Genomic DNA, 18651 nt, shown 5'->3' on the forward strand with positions numbered 1-18651 from the left:
CCAGGGCCGGTGCCGGGCGCGAGCCCGCACTGCTGGCGGTCCGCTCGGGACAAGCGCCGGTTGAAGCAGGCCTCCTTGGTGCAGGTGCCGCCCAGGGCCGGTGCCGGGCGCGAGCCCGCACTGCTGGCGGTCCGCTCGGGACAAGCGCCGGTTGAAGCGGGCCTCCTTGGTGCAGGTGCCGCCCAGGGTTGGGCCGGGCGCAGTGGGCCCCGCACTCATGCAGGTGCCGCCCGATGCCAGGCCTGTTGGAGTGGGCCCGCGCTGGTGCACGTACCGCCCGGAGCCAGGCCTGTTGGAGTGGGCCCACATGGGTGAAGGTGCCGGCCGGGCACGGTGCCGGTCCGGTGTGGCGGAGGATGCACGGATCGAACGTGCGCGGGCTTTTCGGACCCGACCACGGCTCAGCAAGCCGGTGCCTTACCACTCGGCCAATCCTCCGGGTGGGCGGCCCACGCGAGAGCGACATCGCGTGCTCGAAGCGGCCGCCCCGGGCAGCTCCCCGTGCGGGCGGCTCGGCGGAGCGGTGGCGACTACTCCGGAGTCCGCCGCAGGCTGCCCTGACGGGAGCGGGACGTACTGCCGTGCATGGACATCGTCCGGCTCCTCTCCCCGTACGTGGCGCCGGATCGATCCGGCATCGTGGACACAACCACTGTGCCCGTGCGCCGAGTTGGGCGCCACTGATTAAAGGGGCGGCCGAAGTGCCGCTACCGCCGGCGCCACAGACGCCCGCGGACCTTGCTGATGAACCATCCGGCGGGCGGTTCGTCGGAGCGCCACGGCTGCGGTTCGGGCGCCTGACGGCGCCATCGCTCGGCGAGCATCCGGGCCCGGGCGGAGGGCTCGGAGGTGCCGGCGCGGACGAAGTCCTCGTCCAGCACCAGGTCGTCCCAGCCGGCGTCCACCTGGTCACCGGACTGCCCGCGGTCCTCGTGCTGGGGCGTCTCGCCTGCCATGTCCGCTCCTCCCGGCCGTGCGTCCCCCGTACGGCCTCGTTCACGACGTGCCGTTCCGCCCAGTGTGACCGGAACGAGGTGAAGCCCCCGTCAAGAACGAGGGCCTCACCGTGTGTCGTCGCCGGGTCCTGTCACTCCTCCCCGGCCAGCGTCAGGGACCGCAGCTTCTGCCCGGCGTACCAGGTGGCGAGGACGGTGACCACGACCAGCAGCACCGTCGCCGTCGTCAGCCCGACGTCGGACGTCACCAGCTCGCCGTTGCCGACCTTGTGGGCCACGGCCAGCGACCACTGCTGGACGCTGAGCGTGCGCGCGCCGGCCACCAGGGAGCCGAACAGCGCCTCCCAGACCAGCGCGTAGACCAGGCCGAACACCACCGCGTGCCGGGACACCGTGCCGAGCAGCAGGAACAGCGCGGCGTAGGCGATGGAGGCCACGAGCGCGGCCACCGTGTAGGCGACGGCGACCTGCTGGCTGTTGCCGTTCAGGATGAAGCCGGCGATCAGTGTGGGCACCGCCGAGAACACCATCGTCACCGCGATCGCCACGATCAGCTTGGTGAAGATGATCGTCGGCCGCTTCACGGGCTTGGACAGCAGATACACCACCGAGCCGTCGTCGATCTCCGGGCCGATCGCGCCCGTGCCCGCGATGACACCGATGATCGGCACCATCGTGGCCAGCGCCAGGCCGCCCAGCAGGTCGGCGGCGGTCTGGTCGTCGGCGCCGGCGAGGGCGCGCACGACCACGGAGATCGCGATCAGCAGCAGGGGAAGGGCGCCGAGGATGAGGGCACGGCGCCGGCCGAGCAGGGCCCGGTAGGTGAGCCGGGCGACTGTGGGGTCGTACATTCTTCGGCCTCCTACGCCGTGACCAGGTACGAGAACACGGACTCGAGGGACTCGTCGGACGGCGAGACCGTCAGCAGACGGATGCCGTGGTCCCGGGCCACCCGCGGCAGCAGGGCGGTGAAGCGGCCGAAGTCGACGGCCTGGATGCGCAACGCGCCTTCGGTCAGGTCCACTTCGATGCCGGAGGTCGACGGATCGGCGATCAGCGCGGCCGCGAGGGCGCGGTCGTCGCTGGAACGCACCAGGTAGCGGTGTGGCCGGTCGGTCATCAGGCGGCGGATCTTGCGGAAGTCACCGCTTGCCGCGTGGCGTCCGGCGACCACGACCTCGATGTGCCAGGCGAGCTGCTCGACCTCTTCGAGGATGTGGGAGGAGAACAGCACCGTGCGGCCCTCGTCTCCCATCCGCCGCAGCAGGTCCATCAGCTGCATGCGCTGGCGCGGGTCCATGCCGTTGAAGGGCTCGTCGAGCAGGAGCAGCGACGGCTCGTGGACCAGGGCGGACGCCATCTTCACGCGCTGGCGCATGCCCTTGGAGTACGTGGCGATCTTGCGGTCCTGCGCGTACTCCATCTCGACCGTGGCGAGGGCCTTCTGGGCCGCCTTCGCGCCGAGGCCGTGCAGCTCGGCGTTGGCGACGACGAACTCGCGGCCGGTGAGGAAGTCGTACATCGCCTCGCGCTCGGGGACGATGCCGATCTTCTTGTAGATCCGCTCGTTGCGCCACACCTGCTCGCCGTCGAGGGTGACGGTGCCGGTGGAGGGGGCCAGGAAGCCGCCCATCATGTTGATCAGCGTGGACTTTCCGGCGCCGTTGGGGCCGAGCAGGCCGGTGACGCCGGGGCCGATCGTCATGGTGATGTCGTTGACGGCGACCACGTTGCCGAACCAGCGGGAGACATGGTCGATGGAGAGCGTGGTCACAGTCCCACCTTCTTGTAGCGGCGGATCAGAAGGCCGTAGCTCCCGGCGATGAGACCGAGGGCGGCGACGACGTAGACGACGCCCTCGCCGTCGGTGGGGCCGACACCGCCGGGGAACGCCGACTGCGCGCCGAGGAAGGCGGACTGCACGCCGTCGATGAGGGTGATCGGCGAGAAGAGGCCGATCCAGGCGATGGAGCCGGAGGTGCCCTGCGCGTCCGCGATGGCCTGCAGGGTGGACACCGCGCCGTAGGAGATGGTCAGCACGGCGATCACGGCCGCGATGCCGAAGCCGCGCCGCGGCGTGACCGACGCGATGACCAGGCCGATGCCGGCGAAGAGCAGTGAGAGCAGTGCCACGGAGACGAGTCCCTGTGCGAATCCCTTGGTCTGGTCCGCGAAGTCGAGCTTGGCCAGCAGCGCGCCCACGTAGAGGACGAGCAGCGGGGCGGCGGTCAGGATGAACAGCGCCGAGGCCAGGGCCGCGTACTTCGCGCGCACGTAGTCCGCGGTCTCGATGGGCCGCGAGAAGTACAGCGGCACGGTCTTGAAACGCAGGTCGCGCGAGACGGACTGGGGTGCCTGCGAGGCGATGTACAGGCTGATCACGGCCTGCATGATGATCGCGTAGCGCGTGTAGTCCACGGGCAGGTCGTTGGCCTTGGTGGCGACCGCGACGGCGACCATGATGGCCGCGGGCACGCACATCACCACGAACAGCAGCATCGGCAGCACCTTGGACTTCACCGAGCGGCCGAGGCCGTAGGAGCCGCGCAGGGACTGCGAGTAGAGGGACCGGCGGGCGTAGGCGCGGCCCAGGCGCGGGCCGTCGTACGTGCGGTAGCCGATGTTGTGGATGCGGGTCTGGTCACCCGGCGCCGTGGGTACGGGCTGCTCAACCGCCATGGCGGACGGCCTCCTTCCGCTGCTCGTCGGTGTCGGTTCCGGTGTCGGTTCCGGTGTCCGTGCCGGTCGTGAAGACCTCCGAGATCTGGTGCCGGCGCTGCTCCATGCGGACCAGGCCCAGACCGAGGTCGGCGACCGTGTCGCGGACCAGGTCGTAGGTCTCCTCGCCCTGCGCGGTGAGCAGCAGGACGTGGCCGGCTCCGGGCAGTCCGCTGCCGGCGGCGACGGTCACCCCGCGCGCGTGGAGCGCGTCACGCACCGCGCGGGTGCCGTCCGGGTGCTCGTCGGTGTCGGTGACCTCGATGGCGAGGGTCGTCGTGGTCTGCGTGAACTCCGTGGTGGAGCTGGAGCGCAGCAGCTTGCCGCCGTCGACCACGACCACGTGGTCGCAGGTGCGCTCCAGTTCGCCCAGCAGGTGCGAGGTGACCAGCACGGAGATGCCGAAGTCGGTGTAGATGCGGCGGATCAGGCCGAGCATCTCGTCACGGCCGACCGGGTCGAGGCCGTTGGTCGGCTCGTCGAGGAAGACCAGCTGCGGGTCGTGGACCAGGGCCTGGGCCAGCTTGACGCGCTGCTTCATGCCCGTCGAGTAGCCGCCGATGGGGCGGTAGCGCTCCTCGTACAGGCCGACGTGGCGCAGGGTGTCCGCGGTGCGTTCGCGCGCGGCGGTGGGCGGCAGGCCGGACATGCGCGCCATATGGACGACGAACTCGGTGGCCGAGACGTCGGGCGGCAGACAGTCGTGCTCCGGCATGTATCCGACGCGCTCGCGGATGGCGGCGCCCTTGGTGGCGACATCGAGGCCGAGCACTTCGGCGCGGCCCTCGGTGGCGGGGGACAGACCCAGCAGGATCTTGATCAGTGTGGACTTGCCGGCTCCATTGGCTCCGACGAGTCCGGTCACACCGGGCCCGACGTCCACGGAGAGCCGGTCAAGCGCGGTCACCCGGGGGAACCGCTTGCTCAGGCTTTCGGTCGCGATCACAGTCACGTCCACGACGGTAGTGATGAGCGCCACGCACGTCGTCAGACCCCAGAGCCGTCTTCACGTCACCCTTGAGTATTACGGGGCCCTGAGGGTCACCCTGAGGGCCGAACCGCGCGTCACGAGTTGTCCACATCCGTACGGTCGTCCACAGGCCCGCGCACGCCTATTGACGCAGCCTCTAACAACTGTCACATTCACCGATGTCAAGTTACGAGCACGTACCGCAACCGGTGGGACGGGGTGCCATGACGACGGCAGTGACCAGTCGACGCTCGGCGGAGCTGCGCGGGTTCCGGGAGGTGCAGCGCCTCGCCTACGAGTGCGCGGAGGCCGTGGCCGCTCAGCTGAAGCCTGGCGTGACCGAGCGTGAGGCGGCGCGGATGCAGCGGGAGTGGCTGCGCGAGCGGGGGGTGCGGGACTGGTTCCACCTGCCGTTCGCCTGGTTCGGCGACCGTACGGCGTTCGCCGGCTTCCGGGTGCCGCTGCAGTTCTTCCCCACCGGCAGACGCCTCGAGCCGGGGATGCCGTTCATCCTGGACATGGCACCGGTGTTCAAGGGCTGCACGGCGGACATCGGCTACTCGGGCTCGCTCGGTATCAACCCCGTGCAGAACAAGCTGATGGCCGACCTGGAGGCACACCGCGAGCTGATCCTGCGCGAGGTGCGCGAGCGGCGCCCGCTGCGGGAGATCTACGAGGACGTGGACCGCCTCATGGTCCGCCAGGGCTACGCCAACCGGCACCGCGCCTACCCCTTCGGCGTGATCGCCCACAAGGTGGACCGGGTGCGGGAACGACGCTGGTCCCCACGCCTGTTCGGGTTCGGCACGCAGTCCCTCAAGGGCCTCGCCGCGGACGCGCTGCACGGCCACCGCGAAGGCTGGTCGCCGCTCTGGTCGCCGTACCGCTTCTCGGACCACCCGCCGCAGCCGGGCCTGTGGGCGGTGGAGCCGCACCTCGGCTTCCGTGGCACGGGCGCGAAGTTCGAGGAGATCCTCGTCGTCACCGACTCCGGGGACCCCGCGGAGAGCGCCTTCTGGCTGGACGACGATCTGCCGCACGTGCGGCGCTGGGCGGAGGAGAAGTGACGATGCTTGCAGGCGCGCGCGAGCGCCGGGTGCGCACGGGCGGGATCGAGCTGTGCGTGGCCGAGCTGGGCGATCCGCAGCTGCCGACGGTCGTCCTCGTGCACGGCTACCCGGACAGCAAGGAGGTGTGGTCCGCGGTGGCGAGCCGCCTCGCCGAGCGCTTCCACGTCGTGCTGTACGACGTCCGGGGCCACGGCGGGTCGACGGCGCCGCGGCCGCTGCGCGGCGGGTTCACGCTGGAGAAGCTGACGGACGACTTCCTGGCCGTGGTGGACGCGGTGAGCCCCGGCCGGCCGGTGCACCTGGTGGGGCACGACTGGGGCTCGGTGCAAGCCTGGGAGTTCGTCACCGTACGGCGCACCGAGGGCCGGATCGCGTCGTTCACCTCGATGTCCGGGCCGTCCCTGGACCACTTCGGCCACTGGATCAAGCAGCGGGTCAAGCGCCCCACCCCGCGCCGGGTCGGCCAGCTCCTCGGCCAGGCCGCCAAGTCCTGGTACGTGTATCTGCTGCACACGCCGGTCCTGCCCGAGCTGGCCTGGCGCGGCCCCCTCAGCAAGCACTGGCCGCGCGTCCTGGAGCTCATGGAGAAGGTTCCGGGCGGCACCTATCCCACCTCGTCGCTGTCCGCGGACGCGGCGCACGGCGCGTGGCTGTACCGCGACAACGTACGGCGCCGGCTGCGCAGGCCCCGCCCCGACGCGTACGCACACGCGCCCGTGCAGCTCATCACGCCCCTGGGGGACGCGTTTCTGTCCCAGCGGCTCTACGACGAACTGGAGCAGTGGGCTCCGCAGCTGACCCGGCGGACGCTGCCCGCCAGGCACTGGATCCCGCGCAGTCGTCCGGACCAGCTGGCCGCCTGGATCGAGGAGTTCGTGACCGCCAACGAGGGAGGCAGGCCGGTGATCGAGGCGACGGGCAGGCACGGGGACCGTTTCGGCGGGCAGCTCGTGCTGGTCACGGGTGCGGGCAGCGGGATCGGAAGGGCCACGGCGTTCGCGTTCGCGGAGGCCGGGGCGCGCGTGATCGCCGTCGACCGGGACGCGGAGGGGGCTGCCAGGACGGCCGAGATGGCCCGTCTGGTCGGGGCGCCGCAGGCCTGGGCCGAGACGGTCGACGTCTCCGACGAGCAGGCGATGGAGAAGCTCGCGGAGAAGGTCGCGACCGAGTACGGCGTCGTGGACGTGCTGGTGAACAACGCCGGCATCGGTCTGTCCGGAAGGTTCCTGGACACCACCCCCGAGGACTGGCGCAAGGTCCTCGACGTCAACCTGTGGGGCGTGATCCACGGCTGCCGGCTCTTCGGCAGGCAGATGGCTGAGCGCGGGCAGGGCGGGCACATCGTGAACACCGCGTCGGCTGCGGCGTACCAGCCCTCCCGGGCGCTGCCCGCCTACAGCACCTCCAAGGCCGCGGTGCTGATGCTCAGCGAGTGCCTGCGCGCCGAACTCGCCGGACAGGGCATCGGCGTCACGGCGATATGCCCCGGCTTCGTCAACACCAACATCACATCGACGGCGCGCTTCGCGGGCGTCGACGCGGCGGAGGAGAGGCGGCGCCAGAAGCGGTCCGCGCGGCTGTACGGGCTGCGGAACTACCCGCCGGAGAAGGTCGCCGACGCGATCCTGCAAGCGGTCGTGCGCAACGAGGCGGTGGTTCCGGTGACGCCCGAGGCACGTGGGGCGTATCTGCTGTCGCGGTTCATGCCGGGGGCGCTGCGCAGGATCGCCCGGGTGGAACCACGGTTGTGAGCGGGGCACGGCCATGAGCGAGCCCACGTACCGCATCGACGACCTCGCCCACCTCACCGGCACCACCGTCCGTACCATTCGCGCCTACCAGGACCGTGGAATCCTCCCCCGCCCGCAACGCCGTGGCCGTGCCAATGCCTATACGGACACGCACGTCCACCGCCTCCGGCAGATCGCCGACCTCCTCGACCGGGGCTACACCCTGGCCTCGATCAAGGAGCTGCTGGAGGCCCATGACGCCGGTCGCGGGCTCGGCGGGGTCCTCGGCCTGGTGGCCGAGGTGGACGGCCCCTGGACCGACGAGGAGCCTTCCAGGATCACCCGCGCCGAACTGATCGCCCGCTTCGGCGGTACCACCGACGACGCGGCGATCGCCCAGGCCGTCGAGCTGGGGGTGCTGGAGCCCGTGCCGGGCGACGAGGACGGGTTCGTCGTGCCGAGCCCTCAAGAGCTCGCGGTGGCGGTGGAGTTGCATGACGCCGGGGTGCCGTTGTCCGCGATCTCCGGCCATCTGCGGGAGTTGAGGGCACAGGTCGAGTACATCGCCGCCCGTTTCCTGGAGTTCACCACCGAGCACGTCTTCGCCCGTTATCTCGACGGACCGCACCGTCCGACGGAGGCGGACGCGGCGGAAGCGGCCTCCCTCGTACGACGCCTGCGCCCGCTGGCCCGTCAGACGGTGGACGCGGAACTCGCGCGCGCCATGCGCGTGTTGTCGTCCCGGCACCTCCGCCGGCATCTCGGTGGCGGCACGAGCGAGGAGAAGGCGGACGAGACCCGCATGGTGCGGATGGCGGCGGAGACAATGCGGGCCGTCGAGCAACTGGTCGGCGCGGAGCATGCCGGTACGTTCGTCACGCTCGCCACGGAACGGGAGGTGCGGGCCCGCACCTTGGACCAGCTGGCGTCACATCATGCAATACACCCGAATACTGGGCAAAAACCCTGAGCGCCTGCATACTTGTCCACAGCTTCGCCAATTGCCCTGTGGATAACTACAGTTAGTTGTGGATCAAACCTCTTGGGCAAAATCAAGTGCGTGATCCACGTCTCGCCCGGCACGCTGGAGGCATGGACGAAAGACGCACCGTGAAGGTGTCGAAGTACCTCTCGAAGCACCTGCGCCATCAACCCGAGCGGATCGGGCTGACACTGGACGAGGGTGGCTGGGTCGAGATCGAGACGCTGATCGCGGCGGCGTCCGCGCACGGATTCCGCTTCACCCGCGACGAGCTGGACCACGTGGTGGCTGCGAACGACAAGAAGCGCTTCGCCGTCGAGGGCACCCGGATCCGGGCCAGCCAGGGCCACAGCGTCGAGGTCGACCTCGGACTGCCCCAGGCGACCCCGCCGCCCTACCTCTACCACGGCACCGTGGCCGGCAGCCTGGACGCGATCCGCGCCGAAGGGCTCAGGCCCATGAACCGTCACGACGTGCACCTGTCGGCCGACCGCGAGACCGCGACCCGCGTCGGCGCTCGCCGTGGCCGGCCCGTCGTGCTGACAGTGGACGCCGGTGCGATGCATCGCGCCGGCCATGTGTTCCAGGTCAGCGCGAACGGGGTGTGGCTGACCCAGGCCGTACCGCCGCAGTACCTGCGCTTCGGCGAGCAGCACTGACTCCGGAGCGTCCCGACGCGGTGGCGGAGCCGCGACGGACGGTGACTGTTTCACGTGGAACGGCGGAGGCGACTTAGGCTCGAGTCCATGAGTCTGCGTCTGAGCACCGTGATCCTCCCCTACCGCCGCTGGCACGAGGGCGGCCGTTCGGCCTGGCAGCGCGCGGAGCAGCTCGGCTTCCACACCGCCTACACCTACGACCATCTGTCCTGGCGCAGCTTCCGGGACGGCCCGTGGTTCGGCGCCGTGCCGACGCTGACCGCAGCCGCGGCCGTCACCGACCGCCTGCGGCTGGGCACCCTGGTCACCTCGCCGAATTTCCGGCACCCGGTGACCCTCGCCAAGGAACTGATCTCCCTCGACGACATCTCCGGCGGCCGGATCACGCTCGGCATAGGAGCGGGCGGCACCGGCTTCGACGCCACGGCGCTGGGCCAGGAGGCCTGGACCCCCAAGGAGCGTGCCGACCGGTTCGGCGAGTTCGTGCCGCTGCTGGACCGGCTGCTCACCGAGGACGCGGTGTCCTGCACGGGGGACTACTATGCCGCTCACGAGGCACGCAACATCCCCGGCTGTGTACAGCGCCCCCGGCTGCCGTTCGCGATTGCCGCGACGGGTCCGCGTGGGCTGCGGCTGGCCGCGCGCCACGGGCAGGCCTGGGTGACCACCGGTGATCCCAAGCTCTACGAGGACGGCACTCCCGCGCAGTCGGTCCAGGCCATACGCCGGCAGACCGAGAGGCTCGCCGACGCCTGCGCCACGATCGGACGCGACACCTCCGGCATGGACAAGGTCCTGCTCACCGGTTTCACCCCGGACCGCAGCCGGCCGCTGGAGTCGCTCGACGCGTTCGTCGACTTCGCGGGACGGCACCAGGAACTGGGCTTCACGGAGCTTGTGATCCACTGGCCCATCCCGGACTCGGACTTCGCCGCGGAGCAGAAGATCTTCGAACAGATCGCGATGGAGGCGCCGGCGCAGCTGGGCTGAGCCGCCCGGCAAACCGGTCCGAGCCTGACCCGATTACGGGCAACGGCGCTGGTGAGAGCAGTAGGCCCTCACATGTGCGGGCTACTGCAGGGCCGTGCAGCAAGGTACGCCAGAATGGCCGGGTGACCTCAGCGACTCGACAGCCCGAGACCCCGGCAGCCGCGGTTCCGCCCCGGCTGATCGCCACCGACCTCGACGGCACGCTGCTCCGCGACGACAAGTCGGTGTCCCCGCGCACGATCGCCGCCCTCGCGGCCGCCGAGGAGGCGGGAATCGAGGTCTTCTTCGTCACCGGCCGGCCGGCCCGCTGGATGGATGTCGTCAGCGACCACGTCCACGGCCACGGCCTCGCGATCTGCGGCAACGGCGCCGCCGTGGTCGACCTGCACGGCGGCCCCGGCGCCCACCGCTTCGTCAAGGTGCGGGAGCTGGCCCGGGAGAACGCGCTCGACGCCGTGCGGCTGCTGCGGGACGCGGCGCCCGGCACGGTGTACGCGGTCGAGCAGACCTACGGCTTCTACCAGGAGCCGGACTATCCGAAGCTTCACATGGAGATCCCGGACACCCTCGCGCCGGCCGAGCGGCTGCTGGCGCCGGACGCGCCCGGGGCGGGCGAGCCCGTGCTCAAGATCCTCGCCCATCACCCCAAGATCGACCCGGACGCCTTCCTCACCCTGGCCCGCCTCGCCATCGGGGAGCGCGCCGACGTCACCCGGTCCAGCCCCAGCGCCCTGCTGGAGATCAGCGGGCCCGGTGTCTCGAAGGCCAGCACACTCGCCCTGTGCTGTGCCGAGCGCGGCATCTCCCACGAGGAGGTCGTCGCCTTCGGTGACATGCCCAACGACGTCGAGATGCTGACCTGGGCAGGCCAGTCGTACGCCATGGGCAACGCCCACCCGGACGTGATCGCCGCCGCGTCGGGCCGGACCGTCGCCAACAACGACGACGGAGTGGCGGTCGTGATCGAGCGGCTGCTGGCGGAGCGGGGCTGAGCCTCCCCGCACGTCAGAGGTGGACCCCGCGTGCCGCGAGCCACGGCACCGGGTCGACCCCCGACCCCAGCTCCGGGGTGACCCGTACCTCGAAGTGGAGATGCGGGCCGGTCGAGTTGCCCGTCGTGCCGGCCTGCCCGATCCACTGGCCCGGCACCACAGCGGCCCCCTTGCCGACGGCGACCGAGGCGAGGTGCGCGTACTGCGTGTAGTAGCCGCCCGGGTGCGCGACGACAATCTGGATACCGAAGGCGCCACCGCAGGACACCCTCACCACCCGGCCGCCGCCCACCGAGCGCACCGGCGTGCCGATCGGGACCGCGAAGTCCTGCCCGGTATGCCTGTTCGCCCACCGCGCCCCGCCGCTGCCGAACCGCGCGGACAGCTGGTACCGCTCGACCGGCGCCACCCACGCGCGGGTGAAGGACCGGTCCGGCTGGTCGAGCCGGACCGCACCCCGGCAGGCACCCGTGGCAGCCGATGAGTCGGCCTGCGTCTGCAGCCTCCGGCGGGCCTCGTCGAGTTTGCGCTCGATGCCCTTCTTCACCACCACGAGCTCGGCGTTCCGCTGCTCCAGCGCCTTCCACTCCGCCGCGGCTCTGGCCTCGTCCGCCGCCAGCCGGGCCTGCGCGTCACGGCTCCTGCTGATCGCCTTGCTGAGAGCGGTGTGCGCCTGCTTTCGTGCGCGCTGGCCGCGGACCAGCTCCTCGGGGTCGTCCCCGAGGAGCACGCGCGCGCTGAGCGGCACGTCCCCGCCACTGCGGTACTGGGCGCGCGCGAGCCGGCCCAGGTCCTCTTGCAGGACGGCGAGCTGCCGGCGTTCGCGGTCGAGCTGTCTGTCCAGCTGATCGGCACGCTTCCGCTGGGCCCTGGCCACGCGCCGCCCCTCCTCGTACTGGCGCGTCGCCGTCGCCGCGTCCTCGTACAGCCGCGCCACCTCGGCACTGACGCCGGGGTCGGCGCCGCCACGGGCCGGGCTCCTCCCCGGCGTCTCGGTGGGCCGGGCGGCGAGCACGGCAAGCGCGCACAGCAGCGCCGGAACGAGCCAGCGAGGACGGCGGGATGAGCGCATGCCAGCGATCCTGGCCCGCGCGGGCGCCGGAAGCCCTGTCGGAGTCGTACGCACGGGGGACCGATGCGGCCCGTATGGAGCAGCGGTACGACCGAACAGGGGTCAGGCGAGAACCGGGTTCAGGCGACGGCGGTCTGACGCCTCGTCGGGCGCCGGCCCACGCACCGCGCCACCGCCCAGCCCGACGTTCACAGCGGCGTCTGCCACACCACCGTGGTACCGCCTCCGTGCTCGCCGATGCCGGGCCCGTACCAGCTGCCGCCGCCCAGGGACTGCGCGCGGCGCGCGAGGTTGCTCAGGCCGCTGCGCCGCCCGCCCTCGGGGATGCCGACGCCGTCGTCCGCGACGGTGAGGCGTACGCCACGCCGGCCGTCGGGGAGGCTTGCCGCCGCGTCGACGACGACTTCGATCCGGGAGGCACCGGCATGCCGCAGAGCGTTGGAGAGCGCCTCGCGCAGGGCCGCGACGAGATTCTCGCCGGTGACGTCGCCGACGGCCGTGTCGACCGGGCCGACGAAACGGTGCGAGGGGCGGAAGCCGAGCGGTACGGCTGCCGCGCCCACCTCGCGCAGCACCCGGGTGCGCAGTCCTGACGGCGGCTGCGCGGTGTCCTGCCGCAGGGCGAAGACGCTGCTGCGGATCTCGTGGATGGTGACGTCCAGCTCGCCGACGGCGTTGCCGACGCCCTCGCACACCTCGGGCACGGCGGACGCGTCCGGCGCGCTCTCCAGCTGCGTCGCGGTCGCGAACAGCCGCCGGGCCACCAGGTCGTGCAGGTCGCGGGCGATACGGTCGCGTTCCTCGTACACCGCGAGCCGCTCCCGGTCACGCTGCGCCTCGGCCATCACCAGGGCGAGTGCGGCCTGGGACGCGAACTGCACGGCGAGCGTGCGCTCGGTCTCGCTGAACGCCCGTTCCCCGCGTGCGCGCGGGGTGACGAGGACGCCGAGAACGCGGCCGTCGCTCCGCAGGGGCAACAGCATCGTCGGCCCGAAGTCAGGTGCGAGGCCCGCGATCGTAGGGCTGTCGGTGGCCGCGTCGGCCAGGAAGACGGCCTGACCGTCGAGGAGTTCGGCGACGATCGGGCTGTCTGCCGGGAGCACGGCGCCCAGGGCGCTCGACGGCTGCTCCGAGGCGACGGCGGCGATCTCCAGGCCACCCTCGCCGGTGGGCAGCAGCACCAGCCCCGCCGCAGAACCGGACAGCCGGCGAGCCTGCTCCGCCACGGACTGGGGGGCGTCGTCCGTGTCGCCACCGGAGAGCAGGGCGGTGGTGACGGCGACCGACCCGTCGATCCAGCGCTCACGCTGCTGGGCGGCCTCGTACAGCCGGGCGTTGCCGATGGCGATGCCCGCCTCGGTGGCCAGCACCTGCAGAATGCCGAGGTCGTAGTCGCTGAACTGCTCGTCGCCGCGTTTCTCGGCGAGGTACAGGTTGCCGAAACTCTCACCCCGGACGCGGATGGGGACGCCCAGGAAGCCGCGCATCGGCGGATGGTGGGCCGGGAAGCCGCAGGAACGCGGGTCCTCCGTGAGGTCCGTGAGGCGGACCGGCTCCGGGTCCCGGATGAGCGCCCCGAGCAGACCCCGATGCCCGTCGGGCAGCCGCCCGATGCGCCGGGCGGTCGCTTCGGCCACGCCGTGGAACACGAAGTCGGCGAGACCTCTGCCGTCCTCGGCGATCACCCCGATCGCCGCGTACCGCGCGTCCGCGAGCGACGCCGCGGTCTCACAGATCCGGTTCAGCGTGGAGTGCAGCTCCAGCCCGCTCCCGACGGACCGCATCGCCTCCAGCAACTGCTCGACCCGCTCCGCCAGGTCGACCGGCAGCCCCGGGGAGCGCGGCTCGGGAGCGGATGAGGACGCAGACGGCATCTTTCGATCCTATTGATCCCGATTTGATACCCGCTACCCCGCGCCCACCAGCAGGTCGGCCTCCGCCTCCCGCACCGCCATGGCCCGCAGTGGTCCTTCCACGCCGGCCAGCTCCGCGTACGGCCCGCGCTGCACCACGCGCCCCTCGTCCAGCACGATCACCTCGTCCACGGCCTCCAGCCCGGCCAGCCGGTGGGTGATGAGCAGGGTGGTACGGCCCTCGGTCGCGGCCAGCAGATCGGCGGTGAGCGCGTCGGCCGTCGGCAGGTCGAGATGCTCGGCGGGCTCGTCGAGCACGAGGACGGGGAAGTCGGCGAGCAGCGCGCGGGCCAGCGCCAGCCGCTGCCGCTGCCCGCCGGACAGCCGTGCCCCGTGCTCCCCGACGAGCGTGTCGAGACCGCCGGGCAGGCCCTCGGCCCACTCCAGCAGCCGTGCCCGCCCGAGCGCGTCCCGCAACTCGTCCTCGGTCGCGTCCCGCCGGGCGAGCAGCAGGTTCTCGCGCACGGTGCTGTCGAAGAGATGCGCGTCCTGGGCGCACAGCCCGACCAGCCGCCGTACGTCGTCACCGGCCAGGGCGTAGGCGTCCACGCCGCCCAGCGTGTACGCGCCGGACTCCGCGTCCAGAAAGCGCAGCAGCACCTGCGTGAGCGTCGTCTTGCCGGACCCGGACGCGCCGACCACGGCGATCCGGCGTCCCTTGTCCAGCGTCAGGTCGAGCCCGGCCAGCGCGTCCCGGTGCTGCCCGGGGTGCCGGGCCGTCAGGCCCTTGACGGCGACCGGGAACGGCGACGCGGGCGCCTGCCGCGGCCGCTCCGGTTCGCGTACGGGCTCGGGCGCGTCCAGCACCTCGTGGACCCGCTCGGCGCTCTTGCGCACCCGCTGCCGGAACTGCGCCGCGAGCGGCATCGCCAGCACGGCCTCGAAGGCGGCCAGCGGGGTGAGGACGACCGCCGCCAGGGCCACGCCGTTCAGCCGGCCCTCGGCGACGGCCTGGACACCCACCACGGCGGCCGCCGTGACGGTCAGGCCGGAGATCAGCGCGGTGAGCCCGTCGCCTATCGCGGTCGCGGTGGCAGCCCGCGAGGTGATCCGGGTGAGCGCGGTGTCGGCCTGCCGGGTCTCGGCGGTACGAGCGGGCAGGGCGCCGGCGACGGTCAGTTCCGCGGTGCCGGTGAGCAGGTCGGCCACGCGGGTCGCGAGCACCCCGCGGGCGGGGGCCAGCCGGCGCTCCGCGCGCCGCGCCACGGCGGCGGTGACCGCCGGAACGCCCCCGCCTGCCGCGAGCAGGCCGACGGCGAGCACCGCCCCGGCCTCGGGCAGCAGCCAGCCGGTGAACCCGACGGCGGCCGCGGAGACGGCGGCCGCCGCACCTGCGGGCAGCAGCCACCTGAGCCAGTAGTCCTGCAGGGCGTCCACATCGGCGACGAGCCGCGACAACAGGTCACCCCGGCGGGCCTGGCGCAGTCCGGCAGGTGCCAGGCGCTCGAGCCGGCGGTAGACGGCCACCCGGGTGTCGGCCAGCATCCGCAGTACCGCGTCATGCGACACGAGCCGCTCGGCGTACCGGAACACGGCCCGGCCGATCCCGAAGGCACGTGTGGCGGTCACCGCCACCATCAGATACAGCACGGGCGGCTGCTGCGACGCCCGCGAGATCAGCCACCCGGAGGTGGCCATGAGCCCTACGGCACTGCCGAGGGCAAGGCTTCCCAGCAGCAGGGCAAGGCCCAGCCGTCCGCGCCGGGCACCGGACAGGGCACGGACGCGGGCGAGGACGCCACCGCCGCCCGCCGACGGATCGGTCCCGTCCGCCTCCCGAAGGGCATCGGCGCCCCGGTCTGTCGCGGCCGGGTCCGTGGCCTCCAACGTCCGGCCGGTGGCCAGGTGGTCGGGGGAGAGGACCTGATCGCGCCGCGCCGCCCGTTCCGTCTCGTCCAGCCGTACCACGCGGTCCGCCACACGCAGCAGCGCCGGCCTGTGGACGACCAGCAGCACGGTCCGCCCGGCCGCCAAGCGCCCGACCGCCTCCACGACGCCGGACTCGGTCTCCCCGTCCAGGGCGGCCGTCGGCTCGTCGAGCAGCAGCACAGGCCGGTCCGCGAGGAAGGCCCGGGCGAGCGCGAGCCGCTGCCGCTGCCCTGCGGACAGCCCGGCCCCGCCCTCGCCGAGCAAGGTCTCGGCGCCCTGCGGGAGGGCCTCCACGAACGCGAGCGCTCCCGCCTCCCCCAGCGCCCGGCGTACGGCCGCGTCATCCGCGTCGGGGCGGGCCAGCCGTACGTTCTCGGCGATCGTCCCCGCGAACAGGTGCGGACGCTGTGGCACCCAGGCGATCCGCGACCGCCACTGCTCCAGGTCGACCTCGGCGAGATCCACTCCCCCGATGCGCACCCGCCCCCCGGCCGGACGTACGAACCCCAGCAGCGCGTTCAGCAGCGTCGACTTGCCCGCACCGCTCGGACCGACGAGCGCGACCGTCTCCCCGAGCGCGACGTCGAAGCTCACGTCGGACACAGCGTCCCTGCGCCGCCCCGGGTACCGGACCGTCACGCCCTCGAAGGACAGCGCACCCTCCGGCGGGGTCCGGGACCCCGATGCCGGCACGGGCGTCTCCAGGACGGCGAAGATCTCCTCTGCGGCGGCGAGCCCCTCGGCCGCGGCGTGGTACTGCGCGCCCACCTGCCGCAGCGGCAGATACGCCTCCGGCGCGAGGATCAGGATGACCAGGCCGATGTACAGGTCCATCTCGCCGTGCACGAGCCGCATGCCGATCGTCACGGCGACCAGCGCCACCGAGATCGTGGCGAGCAGTTCCAGTGCGAACGACGACAGGAACGCGATGCGCAACGTTCGCATCGTGGCCTGCCGGTACTCGCCCGTGATCCGCTTGATCGACTCGGCCTGCGCCTTGGCCCGGCCGAAGACCTTGAGGGTCGGCAGTCCCGCGACGACGTCCAGGAAGTGCCCCGACAGCCGGGAGAGCAGCCGCCACTGACGGTCCATCCGGGACTGGGTGGCCCATCCGATCAGCACCATGAAGACCGGGATCAACGGCAGGGTGCCGACGATGATGGCGGCGGAGACCCAGTCCTCGGTGACGATCCTCGCCAGCACGGCCACCGGCACGACCACCGCGAGGCCCAGCTGCGGCAGATAGCGTGAGAAGTAGTCGTCGAGAGCATCGACCCCGCGCGTGGCAAGGGCCACCAGCGATCCCGTGCGCTGCCCGCTCAGCCAGCCGGGGCCCAGTTGCACGGAGCGGTCCAGCAGCCGTCCCCGGAGCTCCGATTTCACCGCCGCGCTGGCGCGGTGCGCGGCGAGTTCGGTGAGCCAGGAGACCAACGCACGGCCGAAGGCAACGGCCACCAGCAGAAGCAGGGGAGTACGTAGTTCGGCGACGGACATCCCATGCTGGAACGCGCCCACGACCGACTCGGCGATGAGCATGGCCTGAGCGATGACGAGCCCGGCGCCGAGGGCACCCAGGCCGACGACCGCAACCAGGAAGAGCCGGGTGGCGCGGGCGTAACGCAGGAGACGCGGATCGATGGGTTTCACGTGAAACATGCCCTTCAGGCCCATGGGGTGTGTTTCACGTGAAACACACCCCAGCCGGACTCAGTGTGCGGGTTCGGCGATGTGTTGCGTGCCGATCCGCTTGCGAAACACCCAGTACGTCCACGACTGGTACAGCACGACGATCGGTGTGGCGATCCCCGCGCACCAGGTCATGATCTTCAGGGTGTACGGGCTCGACGAGGCGTTGGTGACCGTGAGGCTCCAGTCCGCATTGAGCGAGGACGGCATGACGTTCGGGAACAGCGAGAGGAAGAGCATCGCGACGGCGGCGACGATGGTGAGGCCGGAGAGCGCGAACGACCAGCCCTCGCGCCCGGCTTGGTTCGCCACCAGGGCGGCGACCACCGCGGCCACCGCCACCACCAGGGCGACCAGGCTCTTGCCGTTGCCGCTCTCGGCCTGCGTCCAGAGCAGGAAGAGCAGCGCCAGCCCAGCCGACACCAGACCGACCCCCGAGGCCAGCTTGCGGGCCCGCTCCCGGATGTCCCCGACCGTCTTGAGCGCCGTGAACACCGCGCCGTGGAAGGTGAACAGCGTCAGCGTCACCAGGCCGCCGAGCAGCGCGTAGGGGTTGAGCAGATCCCCGAGGCTGCCGACGTACTCGAAGTCCTGGTCGATCTTCACACCCCCGACGATGTTGCCGAAGGCCACGCCCCACAGGAACGCGGGAATCAACGAGCACCAGAAGATCGCGTGCTCCCAGTTGCGCTGCCAGTTCTCCTCCGGGCGCTTGGCCCGGTACTCGAAGGCGACGCCCCGGATGATCAGGCAGACCAGAATGAGCAGCAGCGGCAGGTAGAAGCCCGAGAAGAGCGTCGCGTACCACTCGGGGAAGGCAGCGAACGTGGCACCACCGGCCGACAGCAGCCACACCTCGTTGCCGTCCCACACCGGACCGATCGTATTGATCAGCACCCGCTTCTCAGGCCGGTTACGGGCCAGCAGCTTTGTCAGGACACCGACCCCGAAGTCGAAGCCCTCCAGGAAGAAGTAGCCGGTCCACAGGACGGCGATCAGGACGAACCAGATGTCGTGCAGTTCCATGACTGTGCAGCTCCCTCG

15 protein-coding genes and 1 tRNA gene are annotated in these 18651 nt (G+C 71.6%); 6 read left to right on the forward strand and 10 right to left on the reverse strand.

Features of this window, described 5'->3' with window-relative positions:
- Positions 1 to 347: 347 nt before the first annotated feature.
- The 6 genes from ACIHCM_RS05040 to ACIHCM_RS05065 form a co-directional block, all read right to left on the reverse strand.
- A tRNA-Ser gene (locus tag ACIHCM_RS05040) sits at positions 348 to 438 on the reverse strand.
- 269 nt (positions 439 to 707) lie between these two features.
- Entirely contained in the window at positions 708 to 956 is a 249-nt protein-coding gene (locus ACIHCM_RS05045; RefSeq protein ID WP_399889237.1) for a hypothetical protein, read from the reverse strand.
- Positions 957 to 1087: 131 nt separating this feature from the next.
- A complete protein-coding gene (locus ACIHCM_RS05050; RefSeq protein WP_399889240.1) occupies positions 1088 to 1807 on the reverse strand; it encodes an ABC transporter permease subunit in 720 nt (239 codons plus the stop codon).
- Positions 1808 to 1818: 11 nt separating this feature from the next.
- On the reverse strand, positions 1819 to 2730 hold the full coding sequence (locus tag ACIHCM_RS05055; protein ID WP_399889243.1) for an ABC transporter ATP-binding protein: 912 nt from the start codon (positions 2728 to 2730) through the stop codon (positions 1819 to 1821).
- Positions 2727 to 3635 carry an ABC transporter permease gene (locus tag ACIHCM_RS05060; RefSeq protein WP_399889246.1) on the reverse strand — a complete coding sequence of 303 codons (909 nt, stop codon included), beginning with the start codon at positions 3633 to 3635 and terminating at the stop codon, positions 2727 to 2729. Before ACIHCM_RS05060 ends, ACIHCM_RS05055 begins: the two co-directional genes overlap by 4 nt.
- Entirely contained in the window at positions 3625 to 4620 is a 996-nt protein-coding gene (locus ACIHCM_RS05065; RefSeq protein ID WP_399890542.1) for an ABC transporter ATP-binding protein, read from the reverse strand. The genes ACIHCM_RS05060 and ACIHCM_RS05065 overlap by 11 nt, the downstream gene beginning before the upstream one ends.
- Positions 4621 to 4868: 248 nt before the next feature.
- On the opposite strand from ACIHCM_RS05065, the gene ACIHCM_RS05070 reads away from it, so the two are divergent.
- The 6 genes from ACIHCM_RS05070 to ACIHCM_RS05095 all read left to right on the forward strand — a co-directional run bounded on the left by ACIHCM_RS05070 (position 4869) and on the right by ACIHCM_RS05095 (position 11067).
- Positions 4869 to 5711, forward strand: coding sequence for a M24 family metallopeptidase (locus ACIHCM_RS05070; protein WP_399889249.1), 843 nt, complete (start codon positions 4869 to 4871; stop codon positions 5709 to 5711).
- Positions 5712 to 5713: 2 nt separating this feature from the next.
- Positions 5714 to 7465 (forward strand): SDR family oxidoreductase, encoded by a 1752-nt coding sequence (locus ACIHCM_RS05075; RefSeq protein ID WP_399889252.1) that lies wholly within the window; start codon positions 5714 to 5716, stop codon positions 7463 to 7465.
- A gap of 13 nt (positions 7466 to 7478) precedes the next feature.
- Positions 7479 to 8414: a MerR family transcriptional regulator gene (locus ACIHCM_RS05080; RefSeq protein ID WP_399889255.1), complete on the forward strand. Its 936-nt coding sequence runs from the start codon at positions 7479 to 7481 to the stop codon at positions 8412 to 8414.
- Positions 8415 to 8536: 122 nt separating this feature from the next.
- Positions 8537 to 9085 carry an RNA 2'-phosphotransferase gene (locus ACIHCM_RS05085; protein ID WP_399889258.1) on the forward strand — a complete coding sequence of 183 codons (549 nt, stop codon included), beginning with the start codon at positions 8537 to 8539 and terminating at the stop codon, positions 9083 to 9085.
- A gap of 87 nt (positions 9086 to 9172) precedes the next feature.
- Positions 9173 to 10075: an LLM class flavin-dependent oxidoreductase gene (locus ACIHCM_RS05090; RefSeq protein ID WP_399889260.1), complete on the forward strand. Its 903-nt coding sequence runs from the start codon at positions 9173 to 9175 to the stop codon at positions 10073 to 10075.
- 122 nt (positions 10076 to 10197) lie between these two features.
- On the forward strand, positions 10198 to 11067 hold the full coding sequence (locus ACIHCM_RS05095; RefSeq protein ID WP_399889263.1) for an HAD-IIB family hydrolase: 870 nt from the start codon (positions 10198 to 10200) through the stop codon (positions 11065 to 11067).
- Positions 11068 to 11080: 13 nt separating this feature from the next.
- Here the strand turns inward: ACIHCM_RS05095 and ACIHCM_RS05100 are convergent, their stop codons facing one another.
- The 4 genes from ACIHCM_RS05100 to cydB all read right to left on the reverse strand — a co-directional run bounded on the left by ACIHCM_RS05100 (position 11081) and on the right by cydB (position 18633).
- Positions 11081 to 12139, reverse strand: a complete 1059-nt coding sequence (locus ACIHCM_RS05100; RefSeq protein WP_399889266.1) for a peptidoglycan DD-metalloendopeptidase family protein — start codon at positions 12137 to 12139, stop codon at positions 11081 to 11083.
- Positions 12140 to 12327: 188 nt separating this feature from the next.
- The gene (locus ACIHCM_RS05105) at positions 12328 to 14013 is read right to left on the reverse strand and encodes a GAF domain-containing sensor histidine kinase (protein ID WP_399889269.1); all 1686 of its coding nucleotides are present in this window, start codon (positions 14011 to 14013) and stop codon (positions 12328 to 12330) included.
- A gap of 33 nt (positions 14014 to 14046) precedes the next feature.
- The gene (gene cydD / locus ACIHCM_RS05110; protein WP_399889272.1) at positions 14047 to 17577 is read right to left on the reverse strand and encodes a thiol reductant ABC exporter subunit CydD; all 3531 of its coding nucleotides are present in this window, start codon (positions 17575 to 17577) and stop codon (positions 14047 to 14049) included.
- 51 nt (positions 17578 to 17628) lie between these two features.
- A complete protein-coding gene (gene cydB / locus ACIHCM_RS05115; protein ID WP_399889275.1) occupies positions 17629 to 18633 on the reverse strand; it encodes a cytochrome d ubiquinol oxidase subunit II in 1005 nt (334 codons plus the stop codon).
- Between the last annotated feature and the right edge of the window lie 18 nt (positions 18634 to 18651).

It is taken from the genome of Streptomyces sp. NPDC052023 (assembly GCF_044548465.1).
In the GTDB taxonomy this organism is placed as follows: Bacteria; Actinomycetota; Actinomycetes; order Streptomycetales; family Streptomycetaceae; genus Streptomyces.